This window comes from Micromonospora sp. ATLC20 (genome assembly GCF_057196585.1).
In genome coordinates, this window is record NZ_JBXUOV010000001.1 from 1 (window position 1) to 25,232 (window position 25,232).

Consider the following 25,232-nt stretch of genomic DNA (forward strand, 5'->3'; position numbering starts at 1 on the left):
ACCACGTCGGGGGAGTGCCCGGCGTCGCGCAGCCGCGCGGCGAGCCCGCCCCCGGTGGCGGCGAACTCGCGCAGCACGGTGTGGAACCGGCCCACCTCGGCTGCGAGCGTGAGCTGCCGGGAGGAGTCGAGCGGCGCCCAGAACAGCTCCAGCGCGGCCCGGGCGAAGTCCTTGACCGCGCCGACCGGGGCGTCCGGCAGCTCGACCAGCCGGGCCAGTACCAGCAGCGGCAGGTCGGCGGCGAGGCCCGCGTACAGGTCGACCGCGCGGCCCGCGTCCAGCGCCGCCGCCAGCCCGGTCACCCGCTCCCGGACCAGCCCGGTCAGCCACCGGCGCTGGGCGTCCACCCGGTGCGGGTGCAGCGCGTCGGCGACGATGCCGCGGATCTCCGGGTGACTGGCGCTGCCGTTGTTCGCCAGCGTCGGCGGCAGCCGGAACCGGTGCCCTGCGAGGATCCGCAGCGCGGCCACCGGGATCGGCGTGACCGCGTCGAGCGCGTTGTCCGGCCGGAACGTCACCGGGTCGGTGAGCAGCTTGCGGACGAGCGCGTGCCGGGTCACCACCAGGTGCGGCACGCCGACGTGGTCGACCACCGTGGCCGCGTCGGGCCACTGTTCGTCGACGGACTCCCCCCAGCCCCGGAACAGCACGCGGTAACGCTAGCGGCGTGCACCAGGCGGGTTCGGGTCCAGCTCCCAGACGGTGGTGTGCTTCACCCGTACGCTCTCCAGCGCCTCGGACACCGGCACGTCGTACGCGGCCAGCTCGTGGAAGCGCTCGCGCGGAAGGAACGCCCGCCCCGGGTCGCCCACCAGCACCCGGGCGCCGGAACGGGCGGCCTTGAGCAGGAAGCGCAGCATCCGGCGGGCCATCGCCTCGCTGTAGAAGACGTCCCCGGCCAGCACCACCTCCGCGTCGCCCGCGTCGGAGTCGAGGATGTCGCCGAGTTCGGCGTCGACGCGTACCCCGTTGGCCTCGGCGTTGAGCGCGACGGCGGCCACGGCCCGCTCGTCCACCTCGACCGCCCGGACGGCGGCGGCGCCGGCGCGGGCGGCGGCGATGGCGACCAGACCGGAGCCGGAGGCCAGGTCGAGCACCCGGCGGCCGGCGACCACGTCGGGGTGGTCGGTCACGTAGCGGGCCAGGCCCTGCCCGCCGGCCCAGGCGAACGCCCAGAACGGCGGCGGCTGGGAGCTGCGGAACTCGCCCTCGGTCAGCTCCCACAGACCGATCGGCTCGTCGGCCTGGTGCAGCCGCACCTCGGGTACGAACGCCACGGGGGCGAGGCGGGCGTGCAGCCGGACGAACGCGGCGGACAGCTCGGACACCGGAGAATTGTGTCCCACCGCCCGGCCGGGCCCGATCCCGGGCGTGTCGCGGCGAGGTCGTGACCGGTTCACCACGCTCGGTGAAACAGCCCTCGTCTCTTGGCGTTGGATGCGAACACGCCCGTCTACCGGCGTGCCCGGCGCGCTCCTAGCGTTGCCTGTGGACACGACCGAGGGTGAGGAGGCGTGGTGAGCGGCTGGCGGCACGCGCTGCGGATCGGACTGGTACTGACCTTCGTGGCCGGGACCGGGTACGGCGGTGCCCTGCCGGCGCGGGCGGCGGCGGCGGCCTTCTCCACGGAGTTGAGCGGCCTGCCGGACGAGTTCACCGCCGGGAACCGGGTGGAGACGTTGTCCGCCGTGGTGTCCCGCTCCGACGGGGGCGGCTGTGTCAAGGTGCGCTGGTCGATGCTGGTGCGGGTGCAGGGCCTGCGGCTGGACCAGCTCAAGGTGGACCGGGTGGAGGACAGCGGATCGTTCCCGCTGGAGATCCGCACCGAGGGAGACACCGCCCGGCTCACCGACCGGCAGCTGGACCCGGGTGTGCTCTGTCCCGGCCGTACCGTGACCGCCCGCTACCGGGTGGCGTTCGCCGAGGACGTCGGGCGTGGCCGGGTGAGTTTCGCCGCCGAGGCGTACGACCCGCAGTTGCGGCTGCTGGCCCGGCGGACCGCCTCCCGTGAGGTGGTGGGGGAGGAGGCGGCGTCGCCGACGCCGGCGACCACCAGCGCGGAGCCCACCGAAACTCCGACCGACGAGCCGTCTTCCGAGGCACCCGTCGAGGAGCCCACTGACGAACCGACCGACGCCGCGGTGGTGGAACCGCCGGCGCCCGGTGGCGTGGCCGGGCGGCCGGTGGCGGACAGCGGCGGATTCGGCCTGGTGCAGGCCGCGTTCCTGCTCGGCGGTCTGCTGCTGTTCCTCGGCGCTGGTCTGCTGCTGCGGATGCGTCGCCTGCTGCGCCCGTCCGCGCAGGCCGAACCGGAGACGCTCCCGCCCCCCTTCGAACGCCCCCGCCCCCGCTGGCACTGACCCGCCGCGGGCAGGGGTCAGTCGAGCTGGCTGGGTTCCAGGCCCAGTTCCCGGGCTGCCACCAGGCGGATCCACTCGGCGATCTGCCGGCGGGTGATCACCCGCTCGTGCACCGCGAGCTGGACCGCCAGCCCGTCCATCACCGCGCTGATCCGCCAGGCCGCGCCGGCCGGGTCGGGGCAGTCGAACGTGCCCTCGGTGACCCCGGCGCTGATCACCGCGGCCAGATCCTGCCGCCACCGCAGGTCGAGGCGGCGGGAGAGCTTCTCCAGCTCCGGCGTACGCAGCGACTCCGCCCAGCCGTCGATCCACATCGACCAGGACGTGGCGCGGCCGGTCGGCGCGTAGAGGCGCAGCATCCGGCGCAGCTTCGCCAGCGGCGGGGCGGAGGAGCGCAGTACCGCGTCGAGGCGGGCCAGGTCCTGCTCGACCGCGTACGCGAAGGCCTGCGCGAGCAGCCGGTCCTTCGTCGCGAAGTGGTAGAAGACGAGCGCCTGGCTGACCCCGGCGGCCTCGGCCACGTCCGCGGTGCGGGTGTTGGCGAGCCCTCGTTCCGCGATCACCTCGCAGGCCGTACGCAGCAGCGCGTCCAGGCGGATCTCGGCGGCTCGTCTCGTCACGGCGTTACGGTAACCCATCCGTATGACCACAGGGAGTTACCGAAGCGGCCGGTCGGCGGCGGAACAGTCGGATGCCGGACACTCGCCTCGCCGAGCGGATTCCGCAGGTCGCGGCCCTGCCTGTCGGCTTCCGACGGCAACCACCCAGGCTCCTAGGAAGCCTGCGCCACGCGTCGCCGGCAACACCCGGACGCGCCGGAAGGGACCCCGATTTGGCAACCGTTCCCGGGCTCGGCTAAAGTTCTCATCCGTCACCGGATAACACCGGGGGCGTGCGGACGTAGCGCAGCTGGTAGCGCATCACCTTGCCAAGGTGAGGGTCGCGGGTTCGAATCCCGTCGTCCGCTCGGAGATGCCGCCACGCAGTTCGGGGGCAACCTCGGTGGAGTGGCCGAGAGGCGAGGCAACGGCCTGCAAAGCCGTGTACACGGGTTCAAATCCCGTCTCCACCTCGCAGTAGACGAGGGCGATTGGCGCAGTGGGAGCGCGCTTCCTTGACACGGAAGAGGTCACTGGTTCAAACCCAGTATCGCCCACCAGCGGAAAGGCCGTGTCGATCAATCGACACGGCCTTTCTCGTCGCCGTCGATCAGTCCAGTACCGCGCCGCCGGCCATTGCCGCGACCGGACCGCCCCACCCAGACTGGCCCGGTGGACGATCAACAGACCCGAGCCCAGCGGTTCCGCGCCCTGCACCAGCCCGGTGACCCACTGATCCTCGTCAACGCCTGGGACGCGCTGAGCGCCCGGATCGTCGCCGCGGCCGGCGCCCGCGCCGTGGCCACCACGAGCGCCGCTGTCGCGTGGAGCCGCGGTGCCCCGGACGGCGACGTGCTCGCCCGGGACACCGCCGTCGACGTGATCCGCCGGGTGGCGGACGCGGTCCGCGTACCGGTCACCGCCGACATCGAATCCGGGTACGGCGACAGTCCCGCCGAGGTCGCCGAGACGATCATCGCGGTGCTCGCCGCCGGGGCCGTCGGCGTCAACGTGGAGGACTCCCGGCACGACGGCGGCGGCCCGCTGCGCCCTGTCGACGAGCAGGTCGCCCGGCTCGCCGCCGTCCGGGCCGCCGCCGACCGCGCCGGCATCCCGCTGTACGTCAACGCGCGGGTGGACACCTGTCTGCGCCGGGTCGGCGGCGTACCCGAGACCGTCGCGCGCGCCGAGGCGTACCTGGCGGCCGGCGCGGACGGGATCTTCGTACCCGGAACCGTGGAGCCGGAGACGGTGGCCGCGCTGGCGGCGGCGATCCCGGCGCCGCTGAACGTGCTGGCCGGACCGGGCGCGCCGCCGATCGCCGAGCTGGCGCGGCTCGGCGTGGCCCGGGTGAGCATCGGACCGGCCGTGGCCGAGGCCGCGTACGCGGTGGCGCAGCGGGCGGCCGCGGAGGTGCTCGGCGCCGGGACGTACGGCGCGCTCGCCGGTGGGCTCGACTTCGACGCGCGGAACGAGCTGATGCGGGGCTGACCCGGACGGCGCGGCATCGACCGCGCGGCGGGGTACCGGGTTGAATGTGGCGGTGGCCGCGCATCCGATCCGCAGAGCCGCCGCCCGGCGGGGGCGCCGCCGGTGACCGCCTCCGTCCGCCCGGTGCCCGCGTTGCTGGGCCCGCCCGTGGTCACGGGGGCCGCCGCGGGGGCGTGTGTGGCAGCGCTGGCCGCCCTCGGGGCGGCGGGTCACGGCGGGTTCGCTACCGATCCGGCCGGCGCCCTCGCCCTGGCCGGGGCCGCCGTGGCCGCGGCGGTCGCCGCGTCCCGTCTCGCCCGCTCGGGCCACCGCGCCGCCGGCCGGCTGGCGACCGGGCTCGCCGCGTCGCTGCTGGTGTACCTGGGGCTCGCCGTCCTGGCCGTCGCCACCGTCGCGGCCGACCACCGGTGGGCCGGGCCGGCCGTCGCGGCGTGGAACTCGGCGTGGATCCCACCGCTCGCGCTCCTGCAACTGACCGCCTCGGCCGCCGTCCGCACCGGCGCGGCCACCCCGAGAACCCATCGGTACGTGGTTCTCGCCCTCGGCGCGGCCACGCTCGTCAACGCGCTGTTGACGACGGCGAGCGAGCCGTTCGACGGGTTGCCGACGATCGCGGGGGAGTCATGGCGTACCGCGCTCGCGCCGGTCGGCGCCGCCGTCACCCTGCTCGGCGTGGCGGCGCTGCTCCTGCTGCCGGTGACGCTGTGGCGGGCCGCCCTCGGCTCGCACCACACCGTGCGGGCACGGCTCGGCGTGGCCGCCGCGGCCACCACCGCGGCGCCGCTGACTGTCGTCTTCTGCCTGCTCCTCGCGGTCGCCCGCGCGCCCGGTGACGTCGAGCCGGCGCTGGGCTCGGTCGCGTTCCTGGTGGCCCTGTCCGGCGCCGCCGTGTTCGCCGCCGCCTGCGCGGTCACCGCAGCCCGGGGCGCCACCGAGGCCCGCCGGGTCGGCACTGTGGTGCGCGCCGCCGGCCTGGCCGCCGCGGCCCTGCTGGTGGTCGGCGCCGGCACGCTCGTGGCCGCTCCCGGCTCGTCCCTCGGCCCGACATCGGTCGCCCTGGTCGTGTCGGCGCTGACAGTGGTCGTCGGCGGCGGGGCGTGGGCCGGTACCGGCCGGCTGGCGGCGCTGCTCACCGCCGCACCCACAGCGCCGCCGGTGACGCCGCACGGCGGAGCAGAGGGTACGGAGACAGGCAGCGCGGCGGGCACGGCGGACGTCGCCGAGCCGGCGGACCCGGCCGGTGGGGCAGCCTCGCCGGAGGTGTCCGGCACGAAGGTGTCCGCCGGGGCGGGCGCGGCATCGGTCGGCGGGCTGACGGCACGCGAGCGCGAGGTGCTCGCCGCGCTCGCCGAAGGCGCCAGCAACGCGGGGATCGCGGCGCAGCTCGTGGTCTCCGAGCGGACCGTCGACGCCCACCTGCGCGCCATCTTCGTCAAGCTCGGCCTGACCCCGGGCGGCGACACGAACCGGCGGGTACGGGCGGCGCGGATCTGGCTGGAGCACGCGCGACAGCCGCGCTGAGCAGGGACTTTCCGAAGATAGGTGCTGAGGCCGATGCCCGTGCGGACGGTACCTCGGCACGGTGGGGCGACACCTGAATCGACGGAGGCTCCCACAGTGCCCGTACCGAAGTTGCGCCGCGCCGCGCTCGTCGCCCTTTTCGTCCTGCTCCTGGTGGCCCTGGCCGGCCGTACCCTGTTCATGTTGTGGGAGCCGCCGTTCGACGGCGCGATCCACTACGACGACGTCCGTGAGCTGGGGTCCGCGTACTGGCCGATGAACCTCTACCTGGGCGGGCCCGCGTACGCCGTGTCGTGGATCGCCGCGGCGGTGTTCATCGTCGGGCTGGCCCGGGGCCGCGCGGGCGTGCTGAACCTGGTGGGGGCCTTCCTGGCCGGCCTCGGCGGGGTGGTGTTCGCGCTGGCGATCACCGCCGAGGTGCTGCCGTTCGCCTACGCCGCCGACCCGGCCGTCCTGCCGGAGCAGCAGGGACGCGCGTTGTTCGACGCTTTCAACGATCAGTTGGACGGGCTGCTCCCGGCCATCCTCGGCAGTCAGGTGGCGATCGTCCTCGGCATGGTCCTGGCGCTCGTCGGCGTCCTGATCGGCCGGACCATGCCGCGCCCGCTGGTCGTCGCCGGGCTCGTCTACGTCGTGGCGTTCGTCCTGGTGCCGCAGGACGCCGGTCGGGCGGTGGTCGTCGCGAGCTACCTGGTGCAGGTGGCGCTGGTGGCAGCGATCGGCTGGTACGGGCTGCGGGCCGCCACCGACGGCGCCGCCACCGGCCGCGCCGCCACCGACCTCGCCGCTGTCGACCTCGCCGTGACCGACGGCGAGCGGCCGTAGCAGAGCGGGGCGGCCGCATCGGGTGATCCGGCCGGCCCGATCCGGGACCGATCAGCTCCGTCGGCCCCGGTCACTGTCACATCGGCGGGGCGACGTCCCGGCGCTCCTCGACGCGGCGGTACTCCACCGGCTGCTCGGCGGTGGTCGTGACCACCTGGCGACGGCGGCCCCACACCAGCGTGGTCATGATGAGGCCGAGGACGCCGGCCGCCATCAGGATCCAGCCGACGACGTCGAGGTCGACCCCGCCGACGCTGGCGTTGAGCGCGAACGTGAGGATCGCGCCGACCGCGATCAGGAAAATGCTCGTACCGATACCCACGACAGCCTCCTTCGGGGGGATGGTTGTGCTGTCACCGGCCTCAGTACCCCGGCGGCGAGCAGCGCAACCACACGGCCACCCGGTGCGGCGGGGGTCTGCCGCAGGGCGATCTTGGCATCGGGTAGAGTTCACCCCGTCGCCGGCGCGAACCGGCGGCACGCGGACGTAGCGCAGCTGGTAGCGCATCACCTTGCCAAGGTGAGGGTCGCGGGTTCGAATCCCGTCGTCCGCTCGCGATCACCCCGGGCGATTGGCGCAGTGGGAGCGCGCTTCCTTGACACGGAAGAGGTCACTGGTTCAAACCCAGTATCGCCCACCGAGAGTCACCCTCCCCGCCCGCCGGCGCCGCCGGTCGATCGGCGGACGTATCCCACCGGACGGTTCGTACCGGCCACATCGGTCACCCGGCTCCACCGTGCGGGTTATTCAGCCGCTGCCACCACGCGTGTCACTGTGATGCCCGATACGCAGGGAGGCGGTCACATGGCAACGATCGAGCGGGGACGGTGGCGGCGGACGGCCGCCCGATTAGGGGTGGCGACTGTCGTCGCGGCGGCCGGGGTGACGGTCTCGGCCGCGCCCGCGCAGGCCACCGCGACGCGGACGGTGGCGTTCTACAGCATGGACGAACCGGCGTCGTCGTCGACGGTGCTGACCGACTACAGCGGCAACGGCCGCCACGGCACGATCGGCGGTGAGGTGGTCACCGGCGCGCTCTACGCCGGGGCGACCGGCCACCGCTTCGCCACCCACCTGCCCACCGACAAGGAGTACGTCCCGGGCCACGTCGACCTGGTGCCGCACACCACCGACTTCAACCCGGACGCCGGGGACTTCTCGCTGACCATCCGCTACCGGACCACGTACTCCTTCGGGAACATCCTCCAGAAGGGACAGGGCAACACGGCGGGCGGCTACTGGAAGTTCGAGGCGCCGAACGGCAAGCCGAAGTGCCTGTTCCGGGGCGCGGACGGCGCCTCCCGTACCGGCTACACGGACGTGCCGATCTCCGACGGCCAGTGGCACACGGTCACCTGCAACCGCACCTCCGCGTACGTGGAGATGTACGTCGACGGCGTGCGGACGAGCCGCCTCAACGGGCCGACCGGCGCCATCGCCAACACCTGGCCGCTGTCCGTCGGCGGCAAGAGCCAGTGCGACGGTACGAAGGTCACCTGCGACTACTTCGCCGGCGACATCGACTACGTGAAGATCCTGAAGGGATCGGGCGGCCCGGCCAACCAGGCGCCGCTGGCGGCGCTGACGCCCACCTGCTCCGGACTGGTGTGCACGTTCTCCGGCGCGGCCTCGACCGACGTCGACGGCGCGATCCAGGACCACAGCTGGTCGTTCGGCGACGGAGACACCACCGGCACCGCATCCGTACCGGCCACGTCGCACACGTACGCGGCCGCCGGCACCTACCCGGTCACGCTCACCGTCACCGACGACCGGGGCGCCACCGGCACCGCGACAGTCGACGTGACCGTCGCGCCCGTACCGGAGCGGATCTCGTTCGTCGGCCAGGCCACCGCGAACGCCAACTGGACCAGCCACACGGTCACCGTCCCGGCGGGCGTGCAGGCCGGTGACACGCTGCTGCTCGTGCTCAGCCAGAACACGCACACCGGTACCGGCGAGCCGACCGGGGTGACCGGCTGGACCCGGCTCGACCGCCTCGACGGCGGCTTCGCCACCACCACCGCCTGGTGGAAGACCGCGAGCGCCGGTGACGCCGGCAGTGCGGTCCGGGTGACGCTGGACAGTCAGGCGAAGGGCAACCTGGTGCTGGCCGCGTACCGGGGGGTCGCACCGGGCGCGCCCGTCTTCACCAGGGCCACCGACCCGGCGAGCACCGCTACCCGGATCACCCCGTACGCGCCGGTGAGCACGGCGCAGAGCTGGGCCGTGTCGTACTGGCTGCACGGCGACAGCACCTCCACCGAACTCACCCCGCCGTCCGGCGTGGCGGTGCGCAGCAACTCCTCGCAGACCGGCGGCGGCCGGGTGACCGGCCTGCTCGCCGACTCGGCGAGCAGCGTGCCGACCGGCAGCTACGGCGGCCTCACCGCCACCGGCGCCGCGGCCAGCACGACCACCACCACGTGGACGTTCGTGCTGCCCCCGGCCTGACCCATCGGGTACGCGAAAAGGCCGGCACCCCGTTGTTCGGGGTGCCGGCCCTTTCGCTGTGTCTTGCTTGTTCGTCTTAGCTGTTCCAGTGCTGGGCGACGAGGTCGGCGGCCTGCTGTTCCCACTGGGCGTAGTGGTCGGGGTAGGCCGACACCTGGACGGTCTGGGCGGCCTTGGTCAGCGGCATGTCCTTCCAGCCGTCGACCTGCTTCAGACCCTTCAGGAACGCCGTCGTGGAGTACTCGGGGTCGGTGATCTGCTCCACCGTGCCCCAACCACTGGAGGGGCGCTGCTGGAACAGGCCCTGCGAGTCGTGGTCGTTACGGTCACCCAGGTGGCCGAGGTTCTCCAGCTTCGACTCCTGCAGCGCGGTGGCGATGGAGACGACCGCGGCACGCTCGTCCATGCCGGCCTTCTTCGTCGCCGCGATGATCGCCTTGACGTTCTTGGTCTGCTCGTCGTTCAACTCGATACGCGACTGCTCACCCTGCACACCGTGCGGGATCAGCTTGTCACCCTGCACCGTCACCGCAACCGGCTTCGTGTGCGCGGTGGTGTCGACCGCGTGGGCGGCGACCGGACCGGCGAACACGCCACCGGTGAAAGCCAGACCAGCAATACCCAGAACGCTCTTACGCAGAATCGTGTTCATCACGTGTGCTCCATTCGGGGGTCGACGCACCCGCCGGGGGGCGGGATGCGTGGGCACCGTCAGGCGCTCAAAGTCTTGGGGGGTTCTCGGCTGCTCGCGGGGGCGGGGGGCCTCTACGCGGCGCCGGAAGCATGTCCAACGACCAGCGGTCCGGCATCATTCCCGGGGCCTTCACGCCAACACCGGGGGTGCGGCGCGGAGAGTTCACGTCGTCGGAACCGTGTTCAACGACCCGCCGGCCGGGATGATTCCCGGGGCCCTGACGCGTCGTCGCAACCATCGTCAACGACCAGCCGGGCGGGATGATCCCTGCGGCTCACGCCGTCGGAGACGTACTCAACGACCGCGGCCCTGGGCCTGGTGCCCACAGCCGGCACCGCCTCGCTCGGCGGCGGCCGGTGCTCGGTCGTTCACCCGGTTACAACGCCATCCGCCCGCCCACGATTCCGCCACCAGCGTGCCGCCCACCACCCCCAACCCGGACACCCACCCCACACACGCCAAACCCTCACCGAGCCCAGCCGAGCACCTCGCCCTGCACCCTGTGATCAAGGAGTTCGCGGCGCTTTCCGGCCCCCTTGAGCCCACAAACTCCTTGATCACCCGGAGAAGCCCTTCCCGGGCATCCCTCCCGCAGCGTTGATCATGAGGTTAGCGGCGACAAAACGGACACCAGGCGCCGTCAAGTTCATGATCGACGCCTCGGGGGAGGGGAGGAGCGAGGGGTGGACAGAGGCGCCGCGAGGGCCGCGCCGATCTTGCAGGTTGGGCCCTACCGTCGTCCCTTTTGGGCGTTATACGGGGTACCTAAGTGCAAGATCGCGGGTGACCCTGGCGAGCGGCGTTCAGGGGCGCCGGGAAGTGCCGTGATCTTGCTCAGCTTGGCGATCTTGGAGTTGTGGCACCTCGCGAAGGGGGCTGAACGGGGCAATTCGTGGCACCACAACTCCAAGATCGGCGGGGCAGGGGTGCGGGTGCGCGGGGGCGGACGGCGCGGCAGATCTCCCGCTCGCCGCGCGCAGCGCGGCGCGCCCGTCTGCGCCGGGCTGACCCGTGGTTCTGCCGTTGGCAGATCCGCTTACCGTGAACGGGGGGCCTGCCGGGCGGCGCGGGGCGGCACGCTGGGACGCATGCGACTCCTGATGCTTGGTGGTACGGGCTTTGTCGGCGGTGCCGTGGTGACCGAGGCGGTACGCCGCGACTGGCAGGTGACAGTGTTCAACCGGGGTGTGCACGGTCGGGTGCCGGACGGCGTACACCGGTTGCGGGGTGACCGGACCGCGCCGGACGGGCTGGCCGCGCTCACCGGCGGCGAGTGGGACCTGGTGGTGGACACGTGGGACGGCGCGCCCCGGGCGGTACGGGACGCGGCGGCGGCGCTCGTCGACGCGGTGCCGCACTACGTCTACGTGTCCAGCGGATCCGTGTACGCGCCACCCGTCGCGCCCGGCAGCGGCGAGGAGGCGCCGACAGTCGCGGCCGACGCGGACGCCGACGACGGTGACTACCCGGCGAACAAGGCCGGCGGGGAACTCGCCGCGACGCGGGTGTTCGGCGACCGGGCGCTGCTGGCACGCGCCGGGCTGATCCTCGGGCCGGGGGAGGACATCGGGCGGCTGCCGTGGTGGCTGAACCGGGTCGCCCGGGGCGGGGACGTGCTGGCGCCGGGGCCGCGTGACCTGCCGATCCAGTACGTGGACGTCCGGGACCTGGCCGCCTGGCTGCTGGACCGGGGTGCCGAGGGCGTCGGCGGGGCGTACAACGTGGTGGGTCGCACCGGGCACGCGACGATGGGTGACCTGCTCGACGCGGCGGTGACGGTGACCGGGTCGGACGCGACGCTGCGGTGGACCGCGCCGGAGCCGATCCTGGCGGCCGGGGTGGTGCCGTGGAACGACCTGCCGGTGTGGATTCCGCGCGGGCACGAGTACCGCTGGATGCAGGAGCGGGACGTGGAACGCGCGTACGCGGCGGGGCTGGTCTGCCGGCCGGTGACCGAGACGGTCGCCGACACCTGGCGGTGGCTGCGCGAGGTGGGGCGCGTGCCGGACCGGGCCGGGCGGCCGGCGCGCGCCCCGGTCGGCCTGGCGCCGGAGCGGGAAGCCGCCCTGCTGGCCGCGCTCCCGGCCTGACCCAGAGAGGCAGGGCCGTGGCCGACCTGACCCGCGGAGGGGTACGGGTCAGGCCGGCACGACCGGCAGGTCGAGCACTTCCTCGACCGAGCGGCGCGGGGTGGCGTGGCCCGGCTGGCCGTATCCGATCCGCATCACCATCTGCGGGGTGCCGAACCGGCCCAGCGACATCCGCAGCGCCTCCCGTGCGGCGGGCACCTCGATCGGCTGGGACAGCATCGACACGCTCAGCCCGGCGTCGGTGGCGGTGAGCAGCACCCGCTGCAGCGCCTGTCCGGCCAGGATCTGGTCGGCCGAGGTGTTGCCGGCCGAGCCGAGCACCGCGACCAGCGGCTCCGGCTCGAAGTCGCGACCGGGGGCGCGGTTGCGTCCGCCGAAGCCGCGTTGCGGCAGCAGGTCCTGCGGTTCGCTCTGCGGCCCGCCGGCGCCGGTCGGCACGCCGTCCGGGGCCGGCTCGGAGCGGATCCACTCGGCCCGCTCGGCCACGTAAGCGGGGTCGCGTTCCAGCACGCGGTGGGCGCTGCGGGCGACCTCGGCGACCGCGTTGACGGCGCTGGTGCCGATCACCAGCTCCAGCCAGCACTGCTCGGCGCGGGCCGCCTCGCCGAGCCGCCAGCGGGCCTCGGCCGGCACCGGGTCGGGCCAGAACGGTGCGCGGTTGCTGAACCGGTGGCCGATCGCCCCGTACAGGCTCTGCTCGACCGGGGTGGGACGGCGCGGCACGTCCGGCACCAGCCGGGCCACGACGTCCGGGTCGGCGGGGTACGGGCGCAGCCGCACAGTGGCCGGGGTGCCCGCCACGGCGAGCGCCAGGCGCAGGTTGAACAGGGCCGCACCGGCGGCGATCCGCGCGCCCCAGCCGGTCGGGTCGGTGGCGGGCAGGCCGCGCAGCGGGTCGACGGAAACCTCGATGCCGCCGTCGACGAGCCGGAACCGCCACGGCTGGGTGTTGTGCAGTGACGGGGCCCGGACCGCGTCGGCGACCGCGGCCCGCAGTTGCTCGGCGGTGTATTCGGTCGTCATGGTGCTGCTCCCTCTCGTGCGGCGCCGGCTCCCCCGGCCGGGTACACCACTACGGTGCGTCAGGGGACGGCGCGGTGAGCAGGGCCGGAGGTCCCCACCTGGGCCCGGCCGTCGGTCCCGGCCGGCGCGCGCAGGACGGGACTTTCGACCCGTGCTACGGGGGCGGGAAAGCGGGTAGAAAGGACTGATGATCCGGGTGTTCCTGCTCGACGACCACGAGGTCGTCCGTCGTGGCCTTGCCGACCTGCTCCAGAGCAGCGGCGACATCGAGGTGGTCGGTGAGTCCGGCCTGGCCCAGGAGGCGGCGCGCCGCATTCCGGCGCTGCGCCCCGACGTGGCGATCCTCGACGCCCGGCTGCCCGACGGCAACGGCATCGACGTCTGCCGGGACGTCCGCGCGGTGGACTCCTCGATCAAGGGCCTGATCCTCACCTCGTACGAGGACGACGAGGCGCTGTTCGCCGCGATCATGGCGGGCGCCGCCGGGTACGTGCTCAAGCAGATCCGCGGCACCGACCTGGTGGACGCGGTCCGCCGGGTGGCGGCCGGGCAGTCGCTGCTCGACCCGGCGATCACCACCCGTGTGCTGGAGCGCATCCGCAGCGGTGTGGAGCAGCCGCGGGAGCTGAAGTCGCTCACCGAGCAGGAGCGGCGGATCCTGGAGTACGTGGCGGAGGGGCTCACCAACCGGGAGATCGCCGGGAAGATGTTCCTGGCCGAGAAGACGGTGAAGAACTACGTCTCCAGCGTGCTCGCGAAGCTCGGCCTGGAGCGGCGTACCCAGGCGGCGGTGCTGGCCACCCGCCTGCTCGGCAAGAACACCTGACGGCTGTCAGTCGAGCGGGGCGCTCCAGCGCACCTCGGTGCCGCGCGGCTCGGCCCGGCGCAGCGAGAACTCGCCGCCGAGCCGCTCGGCCCGTTCCCGCAGGTTGACCAGCCCGCTGCGGGCCGCCTCCGGGTCGCAGCCGATCCCGTCGTCGGTGACGGTGATCTCGACCCGGCCGGAGTCGACGCGGACGCGCACCGACACCCGGTCGGCCTGCGCGTGGCGTACCGCGTTGGAGAGCGCCTCGCGCAGCACGGCGGTGAGTTCTCCGCGCAGGTCGTCCGGGACGGCGCTGTCGATCGGGCCGATCAGTTCCAGCTCGGGCCGGTAGCCGAGCGACTCGGCGGCCACCTCGATCGCCTCGCGGATCTCGGTGCGCAGCGCCGCGCTCATCGGGGTGCGCAGCTCGAAGATGGTGCGGCGGATGTCGCGGATGGTGGCGTCCAGGTCGTCGACGGCCTGATTGATCCGCTTGGCGGCCTCGGGGCGGGCGTTCATCGCGCCGCTCTGCAGTTGCAGGCCGGTGGCGAACAGCCGCTGGATCACCACGTCGTGCAGGTCGCGGGCGATGCGTTCGCGGTCCTCCAGGACCACCAGCAGTTCCCGCTCCTCCTGCCCGCGGGCGCGTTCCATTGCGAGCGCGGCCTGCCCGGCGAAGCTGGCGAGCAGCGCGAGGTCGTCGTCGGCGGCGGGCCCGTGGTCGGGCCGGTAGCCGATCACCAGGACACCGTGCAGCGTGTCCGCGGCGGCGAGCGGGGAGACGACTGCGGGCCCGGCGACCACCGGCCGGGGCCAGGGCGCCGCGGCGGCGAGGTCCTCGACCTGGTCGTGGCGGCCCTGCGTGACTGATGCGGCGAAGCTGGTCTCGGCGGCCGGCAGCACCGCGCCGACCAGTTCCCGGGTGACCGGGTCGGCGCCGTCGACGACCTCGACGGTGAACTGCGCCTCGTCCTCGTCGTAGAGCAGCACCAGCGCCAGTTCGGCCTCGGCGACCTCGCGGGCACGGCGGGCCACGAGCGTCAGCGCGTCGGTACGGCGTACCTCGCCGAGCAGCACCGAGGTGATCTCCGCGGCGGCGGCGAGCCAGCGTTCCCGCCGGTGCGCCAGCGCGTAGAGGCGGGCGTTCTCGATCGCCACGCCGGCCGCGGCGGCCAGCGCCACCACGATCTCCTCGTCGTCCTCGGTGAACTCGGCCGCGCCCTGCTTCTCGGCCAGGTAGAGGTTGCCCCAGACGTGGTCGCGGATGCGCACCGGCACGCCGAGGAAGCTGTGCATGGGCGGGTGGTTCGGCGGGAAGCCGTACGACTTCGGGTGCTTGGTGATGTCCGGCATGCGTACCGGCTTCGGCTCGTCGATGAGCAGACCGAGCACGCCGCGGCCGTGCGGCAGCTCGCCGATCTTCGCGTGCAGCTCGGGACTGATGCCGTGGACGATGAAGTCGTGCAGCATGCGGTCGGGACCGATCACGCCGAGCGCGCCGTAGCGGGCGCCGGCCAGCTCGCACGCCGACTGCACGATCCGCTGCAGCGTGCTGCGCAGATCGAGGTCGGACCCGATGCCGACGACCGCGTCCAGCAGGGCCCGTAGCCGCTCGCGGCTGGTCACCACCTCGCCGACGCGGTCGAGCATCTCCTGGAGCAGTTCGTCCAGACGGACACGGGACAGCGGGGTCAGCCCGAGCGACGGCGCGACGTGCTCGTGCGAGGGCTGGGGTGCGGCGGCCACCGGGCGATGGTATCGCCCGGTGGCCGCCCTGATCGAGACCGGTCAGGCGAGCCGGTCGCGGACCGCCGAGGTGTCGACCGTCTGCGTGACGTCCAGCCGGGGCGTGTGCGGCGGCCCGGCGTGCGTCGGGTCGGCCAGGCCGAGCCGCATGCTGATGTACGGGAACCCCAGGCCGGAGAGCATCTGCCGCAGCACCTCGCGGGTGCCCTCGACCTCCACCACGCCGGACAGCGGCACCAGCGACACCCCGTGCCGGGTGGCGGTGAGCCAGGCGGCGGAGAGCCCTTCGCCGGCGCGCAGCCAGCTCATCAGCTCGTCGTCTGAGCCCCACAGGATCCCGTACACGGCGGCCTTGTCGTGGCCGGGCCCGACCGGCAGCGAGCCGGCGCGGCCGAAGTCGCGGGCCGGAACGGTCGTCTGCGGGGCCTGCTCGGGCAGCACCTCCGGCGGCAGCCCGGTGCCGGTGCCGGCCCGGCTGGTCCAGTACGCCAGTTCCTCGCGCAGCTCCGGGCTGTCCGCCTCGACGGCGGCGGCCTGCTGCGCGGCGGCGGCGAGCTGGATCTTCTGGGTGTCGTCGAGCAGTTGCAGGTTCACGCCTTCCAGCGTGGCCGCCCGCTCGATGTCGTCGAGCGCGGCGGTGGGGATCGGCTCGTCGCTGACCGGCCGCCGGTCGGTGTGCCGCACCTGCATGCACTGCACGACGCGCATGGCGTCGGGGTCGGCGCCGGTGTGCTTCAGGCTGGTGATCCGGGCCAGCAGGTCGGGTTCGGCCGGGTCGGGCAGCCGTTCCACCACCGGGGTCCAGCCCTCGGCGGCCAGCGCCACCCGGGCGTGGTGCAGCGCGGCGCCGCAGCTCACCACCAGCAGGTGCCCTTCCGGGTCCAAGGCGCTGAGGTGCCGTTCGCGGACCACCCGCAGCTCCAGCGCGTCGGGCAGGACCGTCCAGTGCCACGGCTGCGTGTTGTGCACCGAGGGGGCGTGGCCGGCCATTCCGGCGGCCTCCGCGAGCGCGGTGGTCAACGGGCGATCGCCGGCCGGCGTCTCGTGGCTCATCGTCACGACCTTTCCTGTTTTCCCCATCGTGCCCCACGGGCGGGTGGGGACGCCGTTCCATCCCCCGGATTACCCGCATCGCCCTGCCCGTCCCACGTCGGGGCTGAGACGATCCACACGTGGGAACCGAGCCACGCGAGTGCGTACCCGAGCAGCCGGCCCGCGCCCGGCGGTGGGCCCGGGCCGAGTGGGCGCCGCTGGTGCTGCTCACCGTGGCCGTGCTGGCCGGTGCGGCGCTGTGGTTGGCCGGCGCGCACGACGCCGCCCGGCTGGTCTGGGCGGCTGTCACGGTGGTCGCTCTGGTGCCGGCGGCCTGGACGACGCTGCGCCAGCTCTGGCTGCGGCAGTTCGGGGTGGACGTCATCGCGGTGCTGGCGCTGCTCGGCGCGCTGCTGGTGCGGGAGTTCCTGGCCGGCGCCGTGATCGCGGTGATGGTCGCGACCGGGCGGGCGCTGGAGGAGTACGCCCAGCGCCGCGCCACCCGTGACCTGCGGGCGCTGCTGGAACGCGCGCCCCGGCAGGCTCGGCGGCGTACCCCGGACGGCGGGATCGAGGTGGTGCCGCTGGACCGCGTCGAGGCGGGGGACCGCCTCGTGGTCGGGCCGGGCGACGTGGTGCCTGTGGACGGCGTGGTCGAGGAGGCGGCGACGCTCGACGAGTCGGTGGTCACAGGCGAGTCGCAGCTGGTCACCCGCGCGGCAGGGGAGCAGGTCGCCAGCGGCGTCGTCAACGCGGGCGCCGGCTTCGGGCTGCGGGCCAGCCGCAACGCGGCGGAGAGCACCTACGCCGGCATCGTCCGCCTGGCCGGCGAGGCCACCGCCCGCAAGGCCCCGATGGTACGGCTGGCCGACCGGTACGCCGCCGCGTTCGTGCCGTTCACGCTGGTGCTGGCCGGGCTGGCGTGGCTGCTGTCCGGCGAGTTCACCCGGGCGGTCGCGGTGCTCGTGGTAGCCACCCCGTGCCCGCTGCTGCTGGCGACCCCGATCGCCGTGGTCTCCGGGCTGTCCCGGGTGGCCCGGCGCGGCGTACTGGTCCGCGACGGCGGGTCGCTGGAACAGCTCGGCCGCGCCCGTACCCTGCTGCTGGACAAGACCGGGACCCTCACCGCCGGGCGGCCCCGGGCGGCCGAAGTGGTGGTGGCGCCGGGCGGCGACCGGGACGAGCTGCTGCGGCTGGCCGCCTCGGTCGAGCAGCTCTCCCCGCACGTGCTGGCCGCCGCGCTGGTCCGGCAGGCCCGCGAGCGCGGGCTGGCGCTGGCCGAGCCGACGCAGGTCACCGAGGAACCGGGGCACGGGGTGAGCGGCCGCGTCGACGGACGGATGGTGCACGTCGGGCAGCTCGCCGGGGAACCGCCCGAGTGGGCGGACCGGCTCGGTGAACGCGCCGAACGGGCCGGGCGTTCCGCGGTCTGGGTCAGCGACGACCAGGGGCCGCTCGGCGCGATCCTGCTGGAGGACCCGGTCCGCCCGGACGCCCGCCGGACTGTGCGGCGGCTGCGCGAGGCGGGCCTGGAGCGCCTGGTCATGGTGACCGGCGACCGCCCGGGCACGGCCCGGCAGGTGGCGCAGATCGTGGGCGTGGACGACGTGATCGCGCGGTGTTCGCCGCAGGAGAAGGCCGATCGGGTACGCGAGGAGTCGGCGCACGCGGTGACCGTGATGGTCGGCGACGGCGTGAACGACGCGCCCGCGCTGGCCGAGGCGCACGTCGGTGTGGCGATGGGCGCGACCGGGGCGACCGCCTCGGCGGACGTGGCCGACGCGGTGCTCACCGTGGACCGGCTGGACCGGCTCGCCGACGCCGTCGAGATCGCCCGGTACGCCCGCCGCATCGCGGTGCAGAGCGCGACCGTCGGCATGGGACTGGCGGTGCTGGCGATGCTGGTGGCCGCGGCGGGCCGGCTGCCCCCGGTGGCCGGCGCGTTCCTCCAGGAGGGCATCGACGTCCTGGTGATCCTCAACGCGTTGCGCGCGCTCGGCGGCGGCCTGCGGCGGCGGGACCTGCCGGCGCACACCCGCGAACTGCTCGACCGGTACGCGGGCGAGCACGGCGGCGTCCGCGACGTGCTCGCAGGGCTGCGGGACACCGCCGACATGGTGGCGACCCGCCCGGACGACCCGGCGTGCCTGCCGGCGCTGCGCGAGGTGCACCGGCGCCTGGTCGACGAGGTGCTGCCGCACGAGGCGGCCGAGGACCGGCAGCTCTACCCGGCGCTGGCCGGGCCGCTCGGCAGCGACGAGGCGACCTCAACGATGAGCCGGGCGCACGTGGAGATCGTGCGGCTGGTGGAGCGGATCGGCGGGCACCTCACGGCGCAGCCGGACGGCCGGCTGCGCCGTGACGAGGTGCCCGATCTGCTGGCTGCGCTCTACGGCCTGGACGCGGTGCTGCGCCTGCACCTGGCTCAGGAGGAGGAGGACTACTTCTCGCTCAACCCGGAGGACGGCTCGACCGCGTCCGGCCGCTGAGTCAGCGCTCGCGTACCACGGCGACCGGGCAGTGCGAGTGCTGGATGAGCTGCTGGCTGACCGAGCCGAGCAGCATGCCGCGCAAGCCGCCCCGGCCCCGGCTGCCGACCACCACGAGTTGCGCGGACCGGCTCGCCTCCACCAGCAGCGCGGACGCGCTGCCGGGTACCGCCTCGATCTCGACCGGCACGTCGGGGAAGCTCTCCCGCCACGGCGCCAGTTCCGCCTCGGCGGCGGCCCGCTCGCTCGCGGCGACCTGCTCCGGGTCGAAGTCCGGCGGCACCCACCTGTCACCAGGCGGCTCCCAGGCCCGCAGCACCCGTAGCGGCACGTCCCGCTGCGCGGCCCGCTCGACGGCGAAGCCGAGCGCCCGCAGCGCCGACTCCGAGCCGTCCGATCCGACCACCACCGGCCCGGACGTGGCGGCCTGGCCGTCGCGGACCACCACCACCGGGCAGTGGGCGTGCGCGGCGACCGAGACCGCCGTGGAGCCGGCCAGCAGCCCGCCGAAGCCGCCGTGGCCCCGGCTGCCGAGCACCAGCATCCCGGCGTCGGCGGACCGCTCCTGGAGCACCAGCGCGGGCGGCCCGTCGAACACCTCGCCGTGCACGGTCAGGCCGGGCCGGTCGGCGGCGGCGTCCGCCGCCGCCTTGCGGACCAGTTCGTCGACCTGCTGCCGGGCCGCCTCGTCCGGCCACACGCCGGGTGCCACGCCGGGGCCGATCCAGCCGGTCACGGTCAGCCACTCGAAGACGTACGCCAGGCGTACCGGCCGCCCCGACCGGCCCGCCTCGTCCAGCGCCCAGTTCAGGGCCACCGACGCGTCGGCGGACCCGTCGTAGCCGACCAGGATCTCCTCGCCGCTCATTCGCCACTCCTCAGGGCCGGGTCGTTCTCGCGGATCCAGCGCCACTCGGCGACCCGGGGGTCGTCCTCGCCGTAGCGCCGGGTGTAGTCGCGGCAGGACTGGCGGGCGTCCACCATGTCCTGGCGCAGGTGCGCGGCGCGCGACCGCAGCCCCGGCACCCGGTCGATCACGTCGATGACCAGGTGGAAGCGGTCCAGGTCGTTGAGCATCACCATGTCGAACGGCGTCGTGGTGGTGCCCTCCTCCTTGTAGCCGCGCACGTGGAGGTTCTCGTGGTTGGTCCGGCGGTAGGTGAGCCGGTGGATCAGCCACGGGTAGCCGTGGTAGGCGAAGATGACCGGCTTGTCGCGGGTGAAGATGGTGTCGAACTCGTTGTCCGGCAGGCCGTGCGGATGCTCCGACGGCGGTTGCAGGCGCATCAGGTCGACCACGTTGACGACCCGCACCCTCAGGTCCGGCAGGTGCCGGCGCAGCAGGTCGACGGCGGCGAGCGTCTCCAGCGTCGGCACGTCGCCGGCGCAGGCGAGCACCACGTCCGGCTCGGTGCCGTCGTCGCTGCTGGCCCAGTCCCAGATGCCCAGGCCGCGGCGGCAGTGCTGGATCGCCTCGTCCATGGTCAGCCAGTTCGGCGCGGGCTGCTTGCCGGCCACCACCACGTTGATGTACTGCCGGCTGCGCAGGCAGTGGTCCATCGTGGACAGCAGGGTGTTGCCGTCCGGCGGCAGGTAGACCCGGACCACCTCGGCCTTCTTGTTCATCACGTGGTCGATGAAGCCCGGGTCCTGGTGCGAGAAGCCGTTGTGGTCCTGGCGCCACACGTGGCTGGACAGCAGGTAGTTCAGCGACGCCACCGGCTCCCGCCACGGGATGTTCCGGGTCACCTTCAGCCACTTGGCGTGCTGGTTGACCATCGAGTCGACGATGTGGATGAACGCCTCGTAGCTGGTGAAGATGCCGTGCCGGCCGGTCAGCAGGTAGCCCTCCAGCCAGCCCTGGCACAGGTGCTCGGAGAGCACCTCCATCACCCGGCCGTCGGGGGAGAGGTGGTCGTCGCCGGGCACCTCGGCACCCACGAACGCGCGGTCGGTCACCTCGAACGCCGCGCCGAGCCGGTTCGAGGCCACCTCGTCCGGGCCGAACAGGCGGAACGTCTCCGGGTTGCGGGCGATCACGTCGCGGACCCAGGGGCCGAGCACACCGGTCGCGCCGGCCATCGGCTCACCCGGCGTCGGTACGTCGACCGCGTAGTCGCGGAAGTCCGGCAGTTCCAGGTTGCGCAGCAGCCGGCCGCCGTTGGCGACCGGGTTGGCGCTCATCCGGTGGTCACCTGTGGGCGGCAGGCCGGCCACCTCGGCGACCGGGCCGCCGGTGGCGTCGAACAGCTCCTCCGGCCGGTAGCTGCGCAGCCAGCGCTCCAGCTCGGCCAGGTGCTCCGGGTTGTCCCGGACCTCGGAGATCGGCACCTGGTGGGCGCGGAACGTGCCCTCGACCTGCTTGCCGTCGACCCGGTTGGGACCGGTCCAGCCCTTCGGCGTGCGCAGGATGATCATCGGCCAGCGGGGACGCTCGACGTGCTCGCCGGAGCGGGCCCGGCGCTGGATCGCGGCGATCTCGTCGAGCGCGCGGTCGAGCGTGCCGGCCAGCAACTGGTGCACCGTCGCCGGGTCGTCGCCCTCGACCACGTACGGCTCGTAGCCGAAGCCGCGCATCATGTCCCGCAGGTCCTCGGCGGGGATCCGGTCCAGCACCGTCGGGTTGGCGATCTTGTAGCCGTTGAGGTGCAGGATCGGCAGCACCGCGCCGTCGCGGGCCGGGTTGAGGAACACGTTCGACAGCCAGCTCCCGGCCAGCGGGCCGGTCTCCGCCTCGCCGTCACCGATCACGCAGGCCACGAGCAGGTCCGGGTTGTCGAACGCGGCGCCGTACGCGTGGCTCAGCGCGTACCCCAGCTCGCCGCCCTCGTGGATCGAACCCGGCACCTCCGGCGCCACGTGGCTCGGGATGCCCCCGGGGAAGGAGAACTGCCGGAACAGCCGCTGCATGCCGGTCTCGTCCCGGGGGATGTGGTGGTACAGCTCGCTGTAGGTGCCCTCCAGCCAGGTGTTCGCCACCAGTGCCGGGCCGCCGTGGCCGGGGCCGGTGACGAAGATGGCGGACAGGTCCCGGTTCACGATGACCCGGTTGAGGTGCGTGTAGAGCAGGTTGAGCCCGGGGCTGGTACCCCAGTGGCCCAGCAGGCGAGGCTTGACGTGCTCGGGCCTGAGCGGTTCGCGCAGCAGCGGATTGTCGAGCAGGTAGATCTGGCCGACGGTCAGGTAGTTCGCCGCGCGCCAGTAGGCGTCCAGCCGGCGCAACTCGGCTTCGGTCAGGGCGCTGTGCAGGTTCACCGCGGTGTCCATGCTGCCTTAGCCTCTCGTGGCTCGGGGTCGGCTGCCACTCGGGGACCACGTCTTCTCCCCGGCGCGTCCAGCGTCGTCCCCATCGGGGGTCGCCGGTCAGGGCCGTAGGTCCCGCCTCGCGCGGGCGTCATGACCCGTCCTCCGCACCTGCGGCGACTCCCCGCACCACGATCAGCGGAGCCGGCGAGTGGTAGAGCAGGGACTGGCTGACCGCGCCCAGAGTGGACCCTACCGGCCCGTCTCCCCAGGCGGCGACCACCGCGAGCTGCGCGGCGCGGGACCGGTCGAGCAGGACGGACTTCGGGTCACCGTGGACGGTCTCGCAGTCGGCGGCGACCCGGGGGTACCGCCGGGCCGTCCGGGTGACCGCCTCCTCCAGCCGCCCGTCGACGCGGTCGCCGGACTCCGGCTCGATCACCCGGACGGCGAGCAGGCGGGCACCACGGTGCTGCGCGCAGTCGAAGGCGTACCCGAGGGCGGCCTGCGAGCTGGGTGATCCGTCGAAGCCGACGAGCAGCGGCCCTGGTGGGGCCGGCTGGGTGCGCCCGACCAGCACCGGGCAACCGGCCCGGGCGGCCACGTCCACCGCAGGCGTGTCGGCCGGTACGCGGTCCGGGTGGGCGGACATGCCGCCGTCACCGAGCGCGATCAGGAACGCGGTGTCGGCGACCCGCAGCAGCGCCTCGACCGGCGAGCCCTCGACGATCCGGCCGCTGACCGGCACCCGCGGCGCGCACTCGGCAACGACCTGCCCGGCGTGCTCCAGCACGTTCTCCGCGTCCGTGCGGGTGCCACCGGCCGGGGCCGGGCCGGGCGTGGCGGCCCAGTTGAACGCGTGCAGCAGGTGCAGCGGCCGGTCGTGGGCGGCGGCCTCGGCGGCGGCCGTGCGGACCACCGTCAGGTCGGCCTCGGACCGGCTGACGCCGACCACCACCGCGCCGTGGCTGGGTGCGGCCACCCCGGCTCACCTCCCGACCCGTGCTTTTCACTCACCGTAGTCGCGGGACCGGGTGCGCCGGAGCGGGTCGGCGGAACTGGCGGTCAGCGCGGGGCGGGCAGCGCCGGGTGGACGCGCAGTACGACGGCTGTGGCGTTGTCCTCACCGCCCTCGTCCAGGCTGGCGGCGAGCAGGGCCTCGACGGTGCGCGCCGGGTCGCGCCGCGCGGCGAGCAGGTCGCGCAGCCGGTGGTAGCCGAGCTGGTCGCTGATGCCGTCGGTGCACAGCAGCCAGGTGTCGCCACGGCGCAGTGGCACGGCGAGCAGGTCCGGTTCGGGGCGGTCCGGGTGGCCGACGTAGCGCAGCAGCTGGTAGCGCGCCCGGGCCGCCTCCGGCGAGTCGGCCGGCCACCAGCCGTGCAGCAGGCCGAGCCAGGCCATCGTGTGGTCGACGGTGACCAGTTCGAGCAGCCCGTCGCGCAGCCGGTACGCCCGCGAGTCGCCGAGCTGCACCAGCCAGCCCTGCTCGCCGTCCGGCTCGACCACGAGCGCGGTGAGCGTGCACCCGGTCAGGCCCGGGTGCGCCGCGCCGGCCTGGCGTACCCGCCGTTGGGTATCGGCCACGGCGGCGCGCAGCGCGGCGGCGCCGACGGCGGGCCAGTCGGCGCGGACCCGCGCGGTGAACGTCCGGGCCGCCGTCGTGCCCGCCACGCGGCTGCCTTCGCCGTCGCCCATCCCGTCGCAGACCACCGCGAACGGCAGCTCGGGGTCGACGTGCAGCACGTCGTAGTTCTCCGGGTAGCGGTGCCCGACCACGCTGCCCCCGGCGATCTCCAGGGTGAGGCGGCCGGCGGTGAGCCGGCGCGCGGACTCGACCGGCCGGTCCAGCGGACGGCGGCGGAACACCAGCGGACCGTAACACCGGGACGGGCCGGGCAGCGGCAGGCCGGGTCGCCTGTCAACCAAGGTTGACAGTTGGGTGCTGTCAACCTATATTGACAGCATGAGTCAGGCGACGGAACTCGCGGCGGCGGCCGGCAGCACCGACCCCAAGGTCGGCCTGCGTGCCGTACTCGCCCTGCGCCGGCTGCTGGAGCGGCTCGAGGTGATCCAGGTCGACAACGCCCGCCGGCAGGGCTGGTCGTGGCAGGAGATCGCCGACGCCCTCGAGGTCAGCCGGCAGGCGGTCCACAAGAAGCACGCCGGACGACCGGCGGTGCGCGAGAGCTGGGAGGCGTGATGTTCGAACGATTCACCGACCGGGCCCGCAGCGTGGTGCACCACGCGCTCGACGAGGCCCGCACCGAGGGACGGCGGCCGGTCGGCACCGAGCACCTGCTGCTGGGCGTGCTCGCCGACCGCGACAACCTGGCGGTACGGCTGCTCGCGGCCGGCGGCGTCGAGGCCGACGCGCTGCGTGCCGCGGTGGCCCGCCACACCGCGCAGGGCGTGGACGGGCTCGGCGCGGCGGACGCCGCGGCGCTGCGCGAGATCGGCATCGACCTCGCCGCGATAGTGGCCCGGATCGAGGAGTCCTTCGGCCCCGACGCGCTGCGCGAGGCGACCCCGCGTCCGCGCCGGTGGTGGCGTCGCGGGCCGCACCACGGCACGTTCTCGCCCCGCGCCAAGAAGGTGCTTGAGCTGTCGCTGCGCGAGGCGCTGCGGCTGCGTCACCGGCACATCGGCACCGAACACATCCTGCTCGGCCTGCTGCGCGAGGGGAACGGCCCGGCCGCCGTGGTGCTCACCGAGGCCGGGGTGGACATCGACGACCTGCGGCGGCGCGTCGACGCGGCGCTGCGCGAGGCGGCCTGACCCGCACCCGGATTTCAAACCTGTTTGCGGTCCTCGCAACGTCCCGCTGCGCCGGGTCGCCGTCACGCCCCGTGTCCTGCACAC

The 25,232-nt window shown here is 74.0% G+C and carries 22 protein-coding genes and 5 tRNA genes; 15 read left to right on the plus strand and 12 right to left on the minus strand.

Features of this window, described 5'->3' with window-relative positions; translation table 11 throughout:
- Both AC2CHG_RS00005 and AC2CHG_RS00010 read right to left on the minus strand, forming a co-directional pair.
- Positions 1 to 650: cytochrome P450 family protein (locus AC2CHG_RS00005; RefSeq protein ID WP_484523894.1), on the minus strand; the 650-nt coding region annotated here is incomplete at its 3' end.
- Between the two features lie 9 nt (positions 651 to 659).
- Entirely contained in the window at positions 660 to 1,328 is a 669-nt protein-coding gene (locus AC2CHG_RS00010; protein WP_135239016.1) for a class I SAM-dependent methyltransferase, read from the minus strand.
- A 189-nt stretch (positions 1,329 to 1,517) separates the two neighbouring features.
- Between AC2CHG_RS00010 and AC2CHG_RS00015 the strand changes: the two genes are divergently transcribed.
- The gene (locus AC2CHG_RS00015) at positions 1,518 to 2,360 is read left to right on the plus strand and encodes a hypothetical protein (protein ID WP_484523895.1); all 843 of its coding nucleotides are present in this window, start codon (positions 1,518 to 1,520) and stop codon (positions 2,358 to 2,360) included.
- Positions 2,361 to 2,377: 17 nt separating this feature from the next.
- Here the strand turns inward: AC2CHG_RS00015 and AC2CHG_RS00020 are convergent, their stop codons facing one another.
- Positions 2,378 to 2,980, minus strand: a complete 603-nt coding sequence (locus AC2CHG_RS00020) for a TetR/AcrR family transcriptional regulator (protein WP_194803241.1) — start codon at positions 2,978 to 2,980, stop codon at positions 2,378 to 2,380.
- Positions 2,981 to 3,254: 274 nt separating this feature from the next.
- Here AC2CHG_RS00020 and AC2CHG_RS00025 point away from each other — a divergent pair.
- The 6 genes from AC2CHG_RS00025 (at position 3,255) to AC2CHG_RS00050 (ending at position 6,796) form a co-directional block, all read left to right on the plus strand.
- Positions 3,255 to 3,327 (plus strand) — tRNA-Gly (locus AC2CHG_RS00025).
- A 34-nt stretch (positions 3,328 to 3,361) separates the two neighbouring features.
- Positions 3,362 to 3,432 (plus strand) — tRNA-Cys (locus AC2CHG_RS00030).
- A gap of 12 nt (positions 3,433 to 3,444) precedes the next feature.
- Positions 3,445 to 3,519 (plus strand) — tRNA-Val (locus tag AC2CHG_RS00035).
- A 112-nt stretch (positions 3,520 to 3,631) separates the two neighbouring features.
- Positions 3,632 to 4,450, plus strand: coding sequence for an isocitrate lyase/PEP mutase family protein (locus tag AC2CHG_RS00040; RefSeq protein WP_484523896.1), 819 nt, complete (start codon positions 3,632 to 3,634; stop codon positions 4,448 to 4,450).
- Positions 4,451 to 4,627: 177 nt separating this feature from the next.
- Positions 4,628 to 5,971 carry a response regulator transcription factor gene (locus AC2CHG_RS00045; protein ID WP_484523897.1) on the plus strand — a complete coding sequence of 448 codons (1,344 nt, stop codon included), beginning with the start codon at positions 4,628 to 4,630 and terminating at the stop codon, positions 5,969 to 5,971.
- A gap of 96 nt (positions 5,972 to 6,067) precedes the next feature.
- Positions 6,068 to 6,796 carry a hypothetical protein gene (locus AC2CHG_RS00050; RefSeq protein ID WP_484523898.1) on the plus strand — a complete coding sequence of 243 codons (729 nt, stop codon included), beginning with the start codon at positions 6,068 to 6,070 and terminating at the stop codon, positions 6,794 to 6,796.
- Between the two features lie 76 nt (positions 6,797 to 6,872).
- Here the strand turns inward: AC2CHG_RS00050 and AC2CHG_RS00055 are convergent, their stop codons facing one another.
- Entirely contained in the window at positions 6,873 to 7,118 is a 246-nt protein-coding gene (locus AC2CHG_RS00055; protein ID WP_013284878.1) for a DUF6458 family protein, read from the minus strand.
- Between the two features lie 159 nt (positions 7,119 to 7,277).
- On the opposite strand from AC2CHG_RS00055, the gene AC2CHG_RS00060 reads away from it, so the two are divergent.
- The 3 genes from AC2CHG_RS00060 to AC2CHG_RS00070 all read left to right on the plus strand — a co-directional run bounded on the left by AC2CHG_RS00060 (position 7,278) and on the right by AC2CHG_RS00070 (position 9,251).
- Positions 7,278 to 7,350 (plus strand) — tRNA-Gly (locus AC2CHG_RS00060).
- 12 nt (positions 7,351 to 7,362) lie between these two features.
- A tRNA-Val gene (locus AC2CHG_RS00065) sits at positions 7,363 to 7,434 on the plus strand.
- A gap of 167 nt (positions 7,435 to 7,601) precedes the next feature.
- Positions 7,602 to 9,251, plus strand: a complete 1,650-nt coding sequence (locus AC2CHG_RS00070) for a PKD domain-containing protein (protein ID WP_484523899.1) — start codon at positions 7,602 to 7,604, stop codon at positions 9,249 to 9,251.
- 76 nt (positions 9,252 to 9,327) lie between these two features.
- Here the strand turns inward: AC2CHG_RS00070 and AC2CHG_RS00075 are convergent, their stop codons facing one another.
- Complete coding sequence (locus tag AC2CHG_RS00075) at positions 9,328 to 9,903, minus strand: hypothetical protein (RefSeq protein WP_484523900.1); 576 nt, start codon at positions 9,901 to 9,903, stop codon at positions 9,328 to 9,330.
- A 1,130-nt stretch (positions 9,904 to 11,033) separates the two neighbouring features.
- Here AC2CHG_RS00075 and AC2CHG_RS00080 point away from each other — a divergent pair.
- Complete coding sequence (locus AC2CHG_RS00080; protein WP_484523901.1) at positions 11,034 to 12,035, plus strand: NAD-dependent epimerase/dehydratase family protein; 1,002 nt, start codon at positions 11,034 to 11,036, stop codon at positions 12,033 to 12,035.
- 48 nt (positions 12,036 to 12,083) lie between these two features.
- Here the strand turns inward: AC2CHG_RS00080 and AC2CHG_RS00085 are convergent, their stop codons facing one another.
- Positions 12,084 to 13,058: an Acg family FMN-binding oxidoreductase gene (locus AC2CHG_RS00085; protein ID WP_355513175.1), complete on the minus strand. Its 975-nt coding sequence runs from the start codon at positions 13,056 to 13,058 to the stop codon at positions 12,084 to 12,086.
- Positions 13,059 to 13,245: 187 nt separating this feature from the next.
- On the opposite strand from AC2CHG_RS00085, the gene AC2CHG_RS00090 reads away from it, so the two are divergent.
- Positions 13,246 to 13,884, plus strand: a complete 639-nt coding sequence (locus tag AC2CHG_RS00090) for a response regulator (RefSeq protein WP_013284884.1) — start codon at positions 13,246 to 13,248, stop codon at positions 13,882 to 13,884.
- A gap of 6 nt (positions 13,885 to 13,890) precedes the next feature.
- Here AC2CHG_RS00090 and AC2CHG_RS00095 read toward each other — a convergent pair whose 3' ends face one another.
- Both AC2CHG_RS00095 and AC2CHG_RS00100 read right to left on the minus strand, forming a co-directional pair.
- Complete coding sequence (locus AC2CHG_RS00095; protein WP_484523953.1) at positions 13,891 to 15,558, minus strand: sensor histidine kinase; 1,668 nt, start codon at positions 15,556 to 15,558, stop codon at positions 13,891 to 13,893.
- A gap of 93 nt (positions 15,559 to 15,651) precedes the next feature.
- On the minus strand, positions 15,652 to 16,662 hold the full coding sequence (locus AC2CHG_RS00100; RefSeq protein ID WP_484523902.1) for an Acg family FMN-binding oxidoreductase: 1,011 nt from the start codon (positions 16,660 to 16,662) through the stop codon (positions 15,652 to 15,654).
- A 119-nt stretch (positions 16,663 to 16,781) separates the two neighbouring features.
- On the opposite strand from AC2CHG_RS00100, the gene AC2CHG_RS00105 reads away from it, so the two are divergent.
- On the plus strand, positions 16,782 to 19,130 hold the full coding sequence (locus AC2CHG_RS00105; RefSeq protein ID WP_194802573.1) for a heavy metal translocating P-type ATPase: 2,349 nt from the start codon (positions 16,782 to 16,784) through the stop codon (positions 19,128 to 19,130).
- A 1-nt stretch (position 19,131) separates the two neighbouring features.
- Here the strand turns inward: AC2CHG_RS00105 and AC2CHG_RS00110 are convergent, their stop codons facing one another.
- The 4 genes from AC2CHG_RS00110 to AC2CHG_RS00125 form a co-directional block, all read right to left on the minus strand.
- Positions 19,132 to 19,998, minus strand: a complete 867-nt coding sequence (locus AC2CHG_RS00110) for a universal stress protein (RefSeq protein ID WP_194802574.1) — start codon at positions 19,996 to 19,998, stop codon at positions 19,132 to 19,134.
- A complete protein-coding gene (locus AC2CHG_RS00115) occupies positions 19,995 to 22,397 on the minus strand; it encodes a phosphoketolase family protein (protein WP_484523903.1) in 2,403 nt (800 codons plus the stop codon). The genes AC2CHG_RS00110 and AC2CHG_RS00115 overlap by 4 nt, the downstream gene beginning before the upstream one ends.
- Positions 22,398 to 22,524: 127 nt before the next feature.
- Complete coding sequence (locus AC2CHG_RS00120) at positions 22,525 to 23,355, minus strand: universal stress protein (protein ID WP_194802576.1); 831 nt, start codon at positions 23,353 to 23,355, stop codon at positions 22,525 to 22,527.
- Positions 23,356 to 23,438: 83 nt separating this feature from the next.
- A complete protein-coding gene (locus AC2CHG_RS00125) occupies positions 23,439 to 24,239 on the minus strand; it encodes a PP2C family protein-serine/threonine phosphatase (protein WP_194802577.1) in 801 nt (266 codons plus the stop codon).
- Between the two features lie 97 nt (positions 24,240 to 24,336).
- Between AC2CHG_RS00125 and AC2CHG_RS00130 the strand changes: the two genes are divergently transcribed.
- Both AC2CHG_RS00130 and AC2CHG_RS00135 read left to right on the plus strand, forming a co-directional pair.
- Positions 24,337 to 24,573 carry an HTH domain-containing protein gene (locus AC2CHG_RS00130; protein ID WP_030275209.1) on the plus strand — a complete coding sequence of 79 codons (237 nt, stop codon included), beginning with the start codon at positions 24,337 to 24,339 and terminating at the stop codon, positions 24,571 to 24,573.
- Positions 24,573 to 25,148, plus strand: coding sequence for a Clp protease N-terminal domain-containing protein (locus AC2CHG_RS00135; RefSeq protein ID WP_194802578.1), 576 nt, complete (start codon positions 24,573 to 24,575; stop codon positions 25,146 to 25,148). Before AC2CHG_RS00130 ends, AC2CHG_RS00135 begins: the two co-directional genes overlap by 1 nt.
- Positions 25,149 to 25,232: the final 84 nt, after the last annotated feature.

Bases quoted from the DNA above. Each gene is read 5' to 3' on its own strand.
- AC2CHG_RS00100 (WP_484523902.1), bottom strand. From the start codon at position 16,662: ATGAGCCACGAGACGCCGGCCGGCGATCGCCCGTTGACCACCGCGCTC.
- AC2CHG_RS00135 (WP_194802578.1), top strand. From the start codon at position 24,573: ATGTTCGAACGATTCACCGACCGGGCCCGCAGCGTGGTGCACCACGCG.
- AC2CHG_RS00080 (WP_484523901.1), top strand. From the start codon at position 11,034: ATGCGACTCCTGATGCTTGGTGGTACGGGCTTTGTCGGCGGTGCCGTG.
- AC2CHG_RS00130 (WP_030275209.1), top strand. From the start codon at position 24,337: ATGAGTCAGGCGACGGAACTCGCGGCGGCGGCCGGCAGCACCGACCCC.
- AC2CHG_RS00090 (WP_013284884.1), top strand. From the start codon at position 13,246: ATGATCCGGGTGTTCCTGCTCGACGACCACGAGGTCGTCCGTCGTGGC.
- AC2CHG_RS00070 (WP_484523899.1), top strand. From the start codon at position 7,602: ATGGCAACGATCGAGCGGGGACGGTGGCGGCGGACGGCCGCCCGATTA.
- AC2CHG_RS00115 (WP_484523903.1), bottom strand. From the start codon at position 22,397: ATGGACACCGCGGTGAACCTGCACAGCGCCCTGACCGAAGCCGAGTTG.
- AC2CHG_RS00085 (WP_355513175.1), bottom strand. From the start codon at position 13,058: ATGACGACCGAATACACCGCCGAGCAACTGCGGGCCGCGGTCGCCGAC.
- AC2CHG_RS00075 (WP_484523900.1), bottom strand. From the start codon at position 9,903: ATGAACACGATTCTGCGTAAGAGCGTTCTGGGTATTGCTGGTCTGGCT.
- AC2CHG_RS00110 (WP_194802574.1), bottom strand. From the start codon at position 19,998: ATGAGCGGCGAGGAGATCCTGGTCGGCTACGACGGGTCCGCCGACGCG.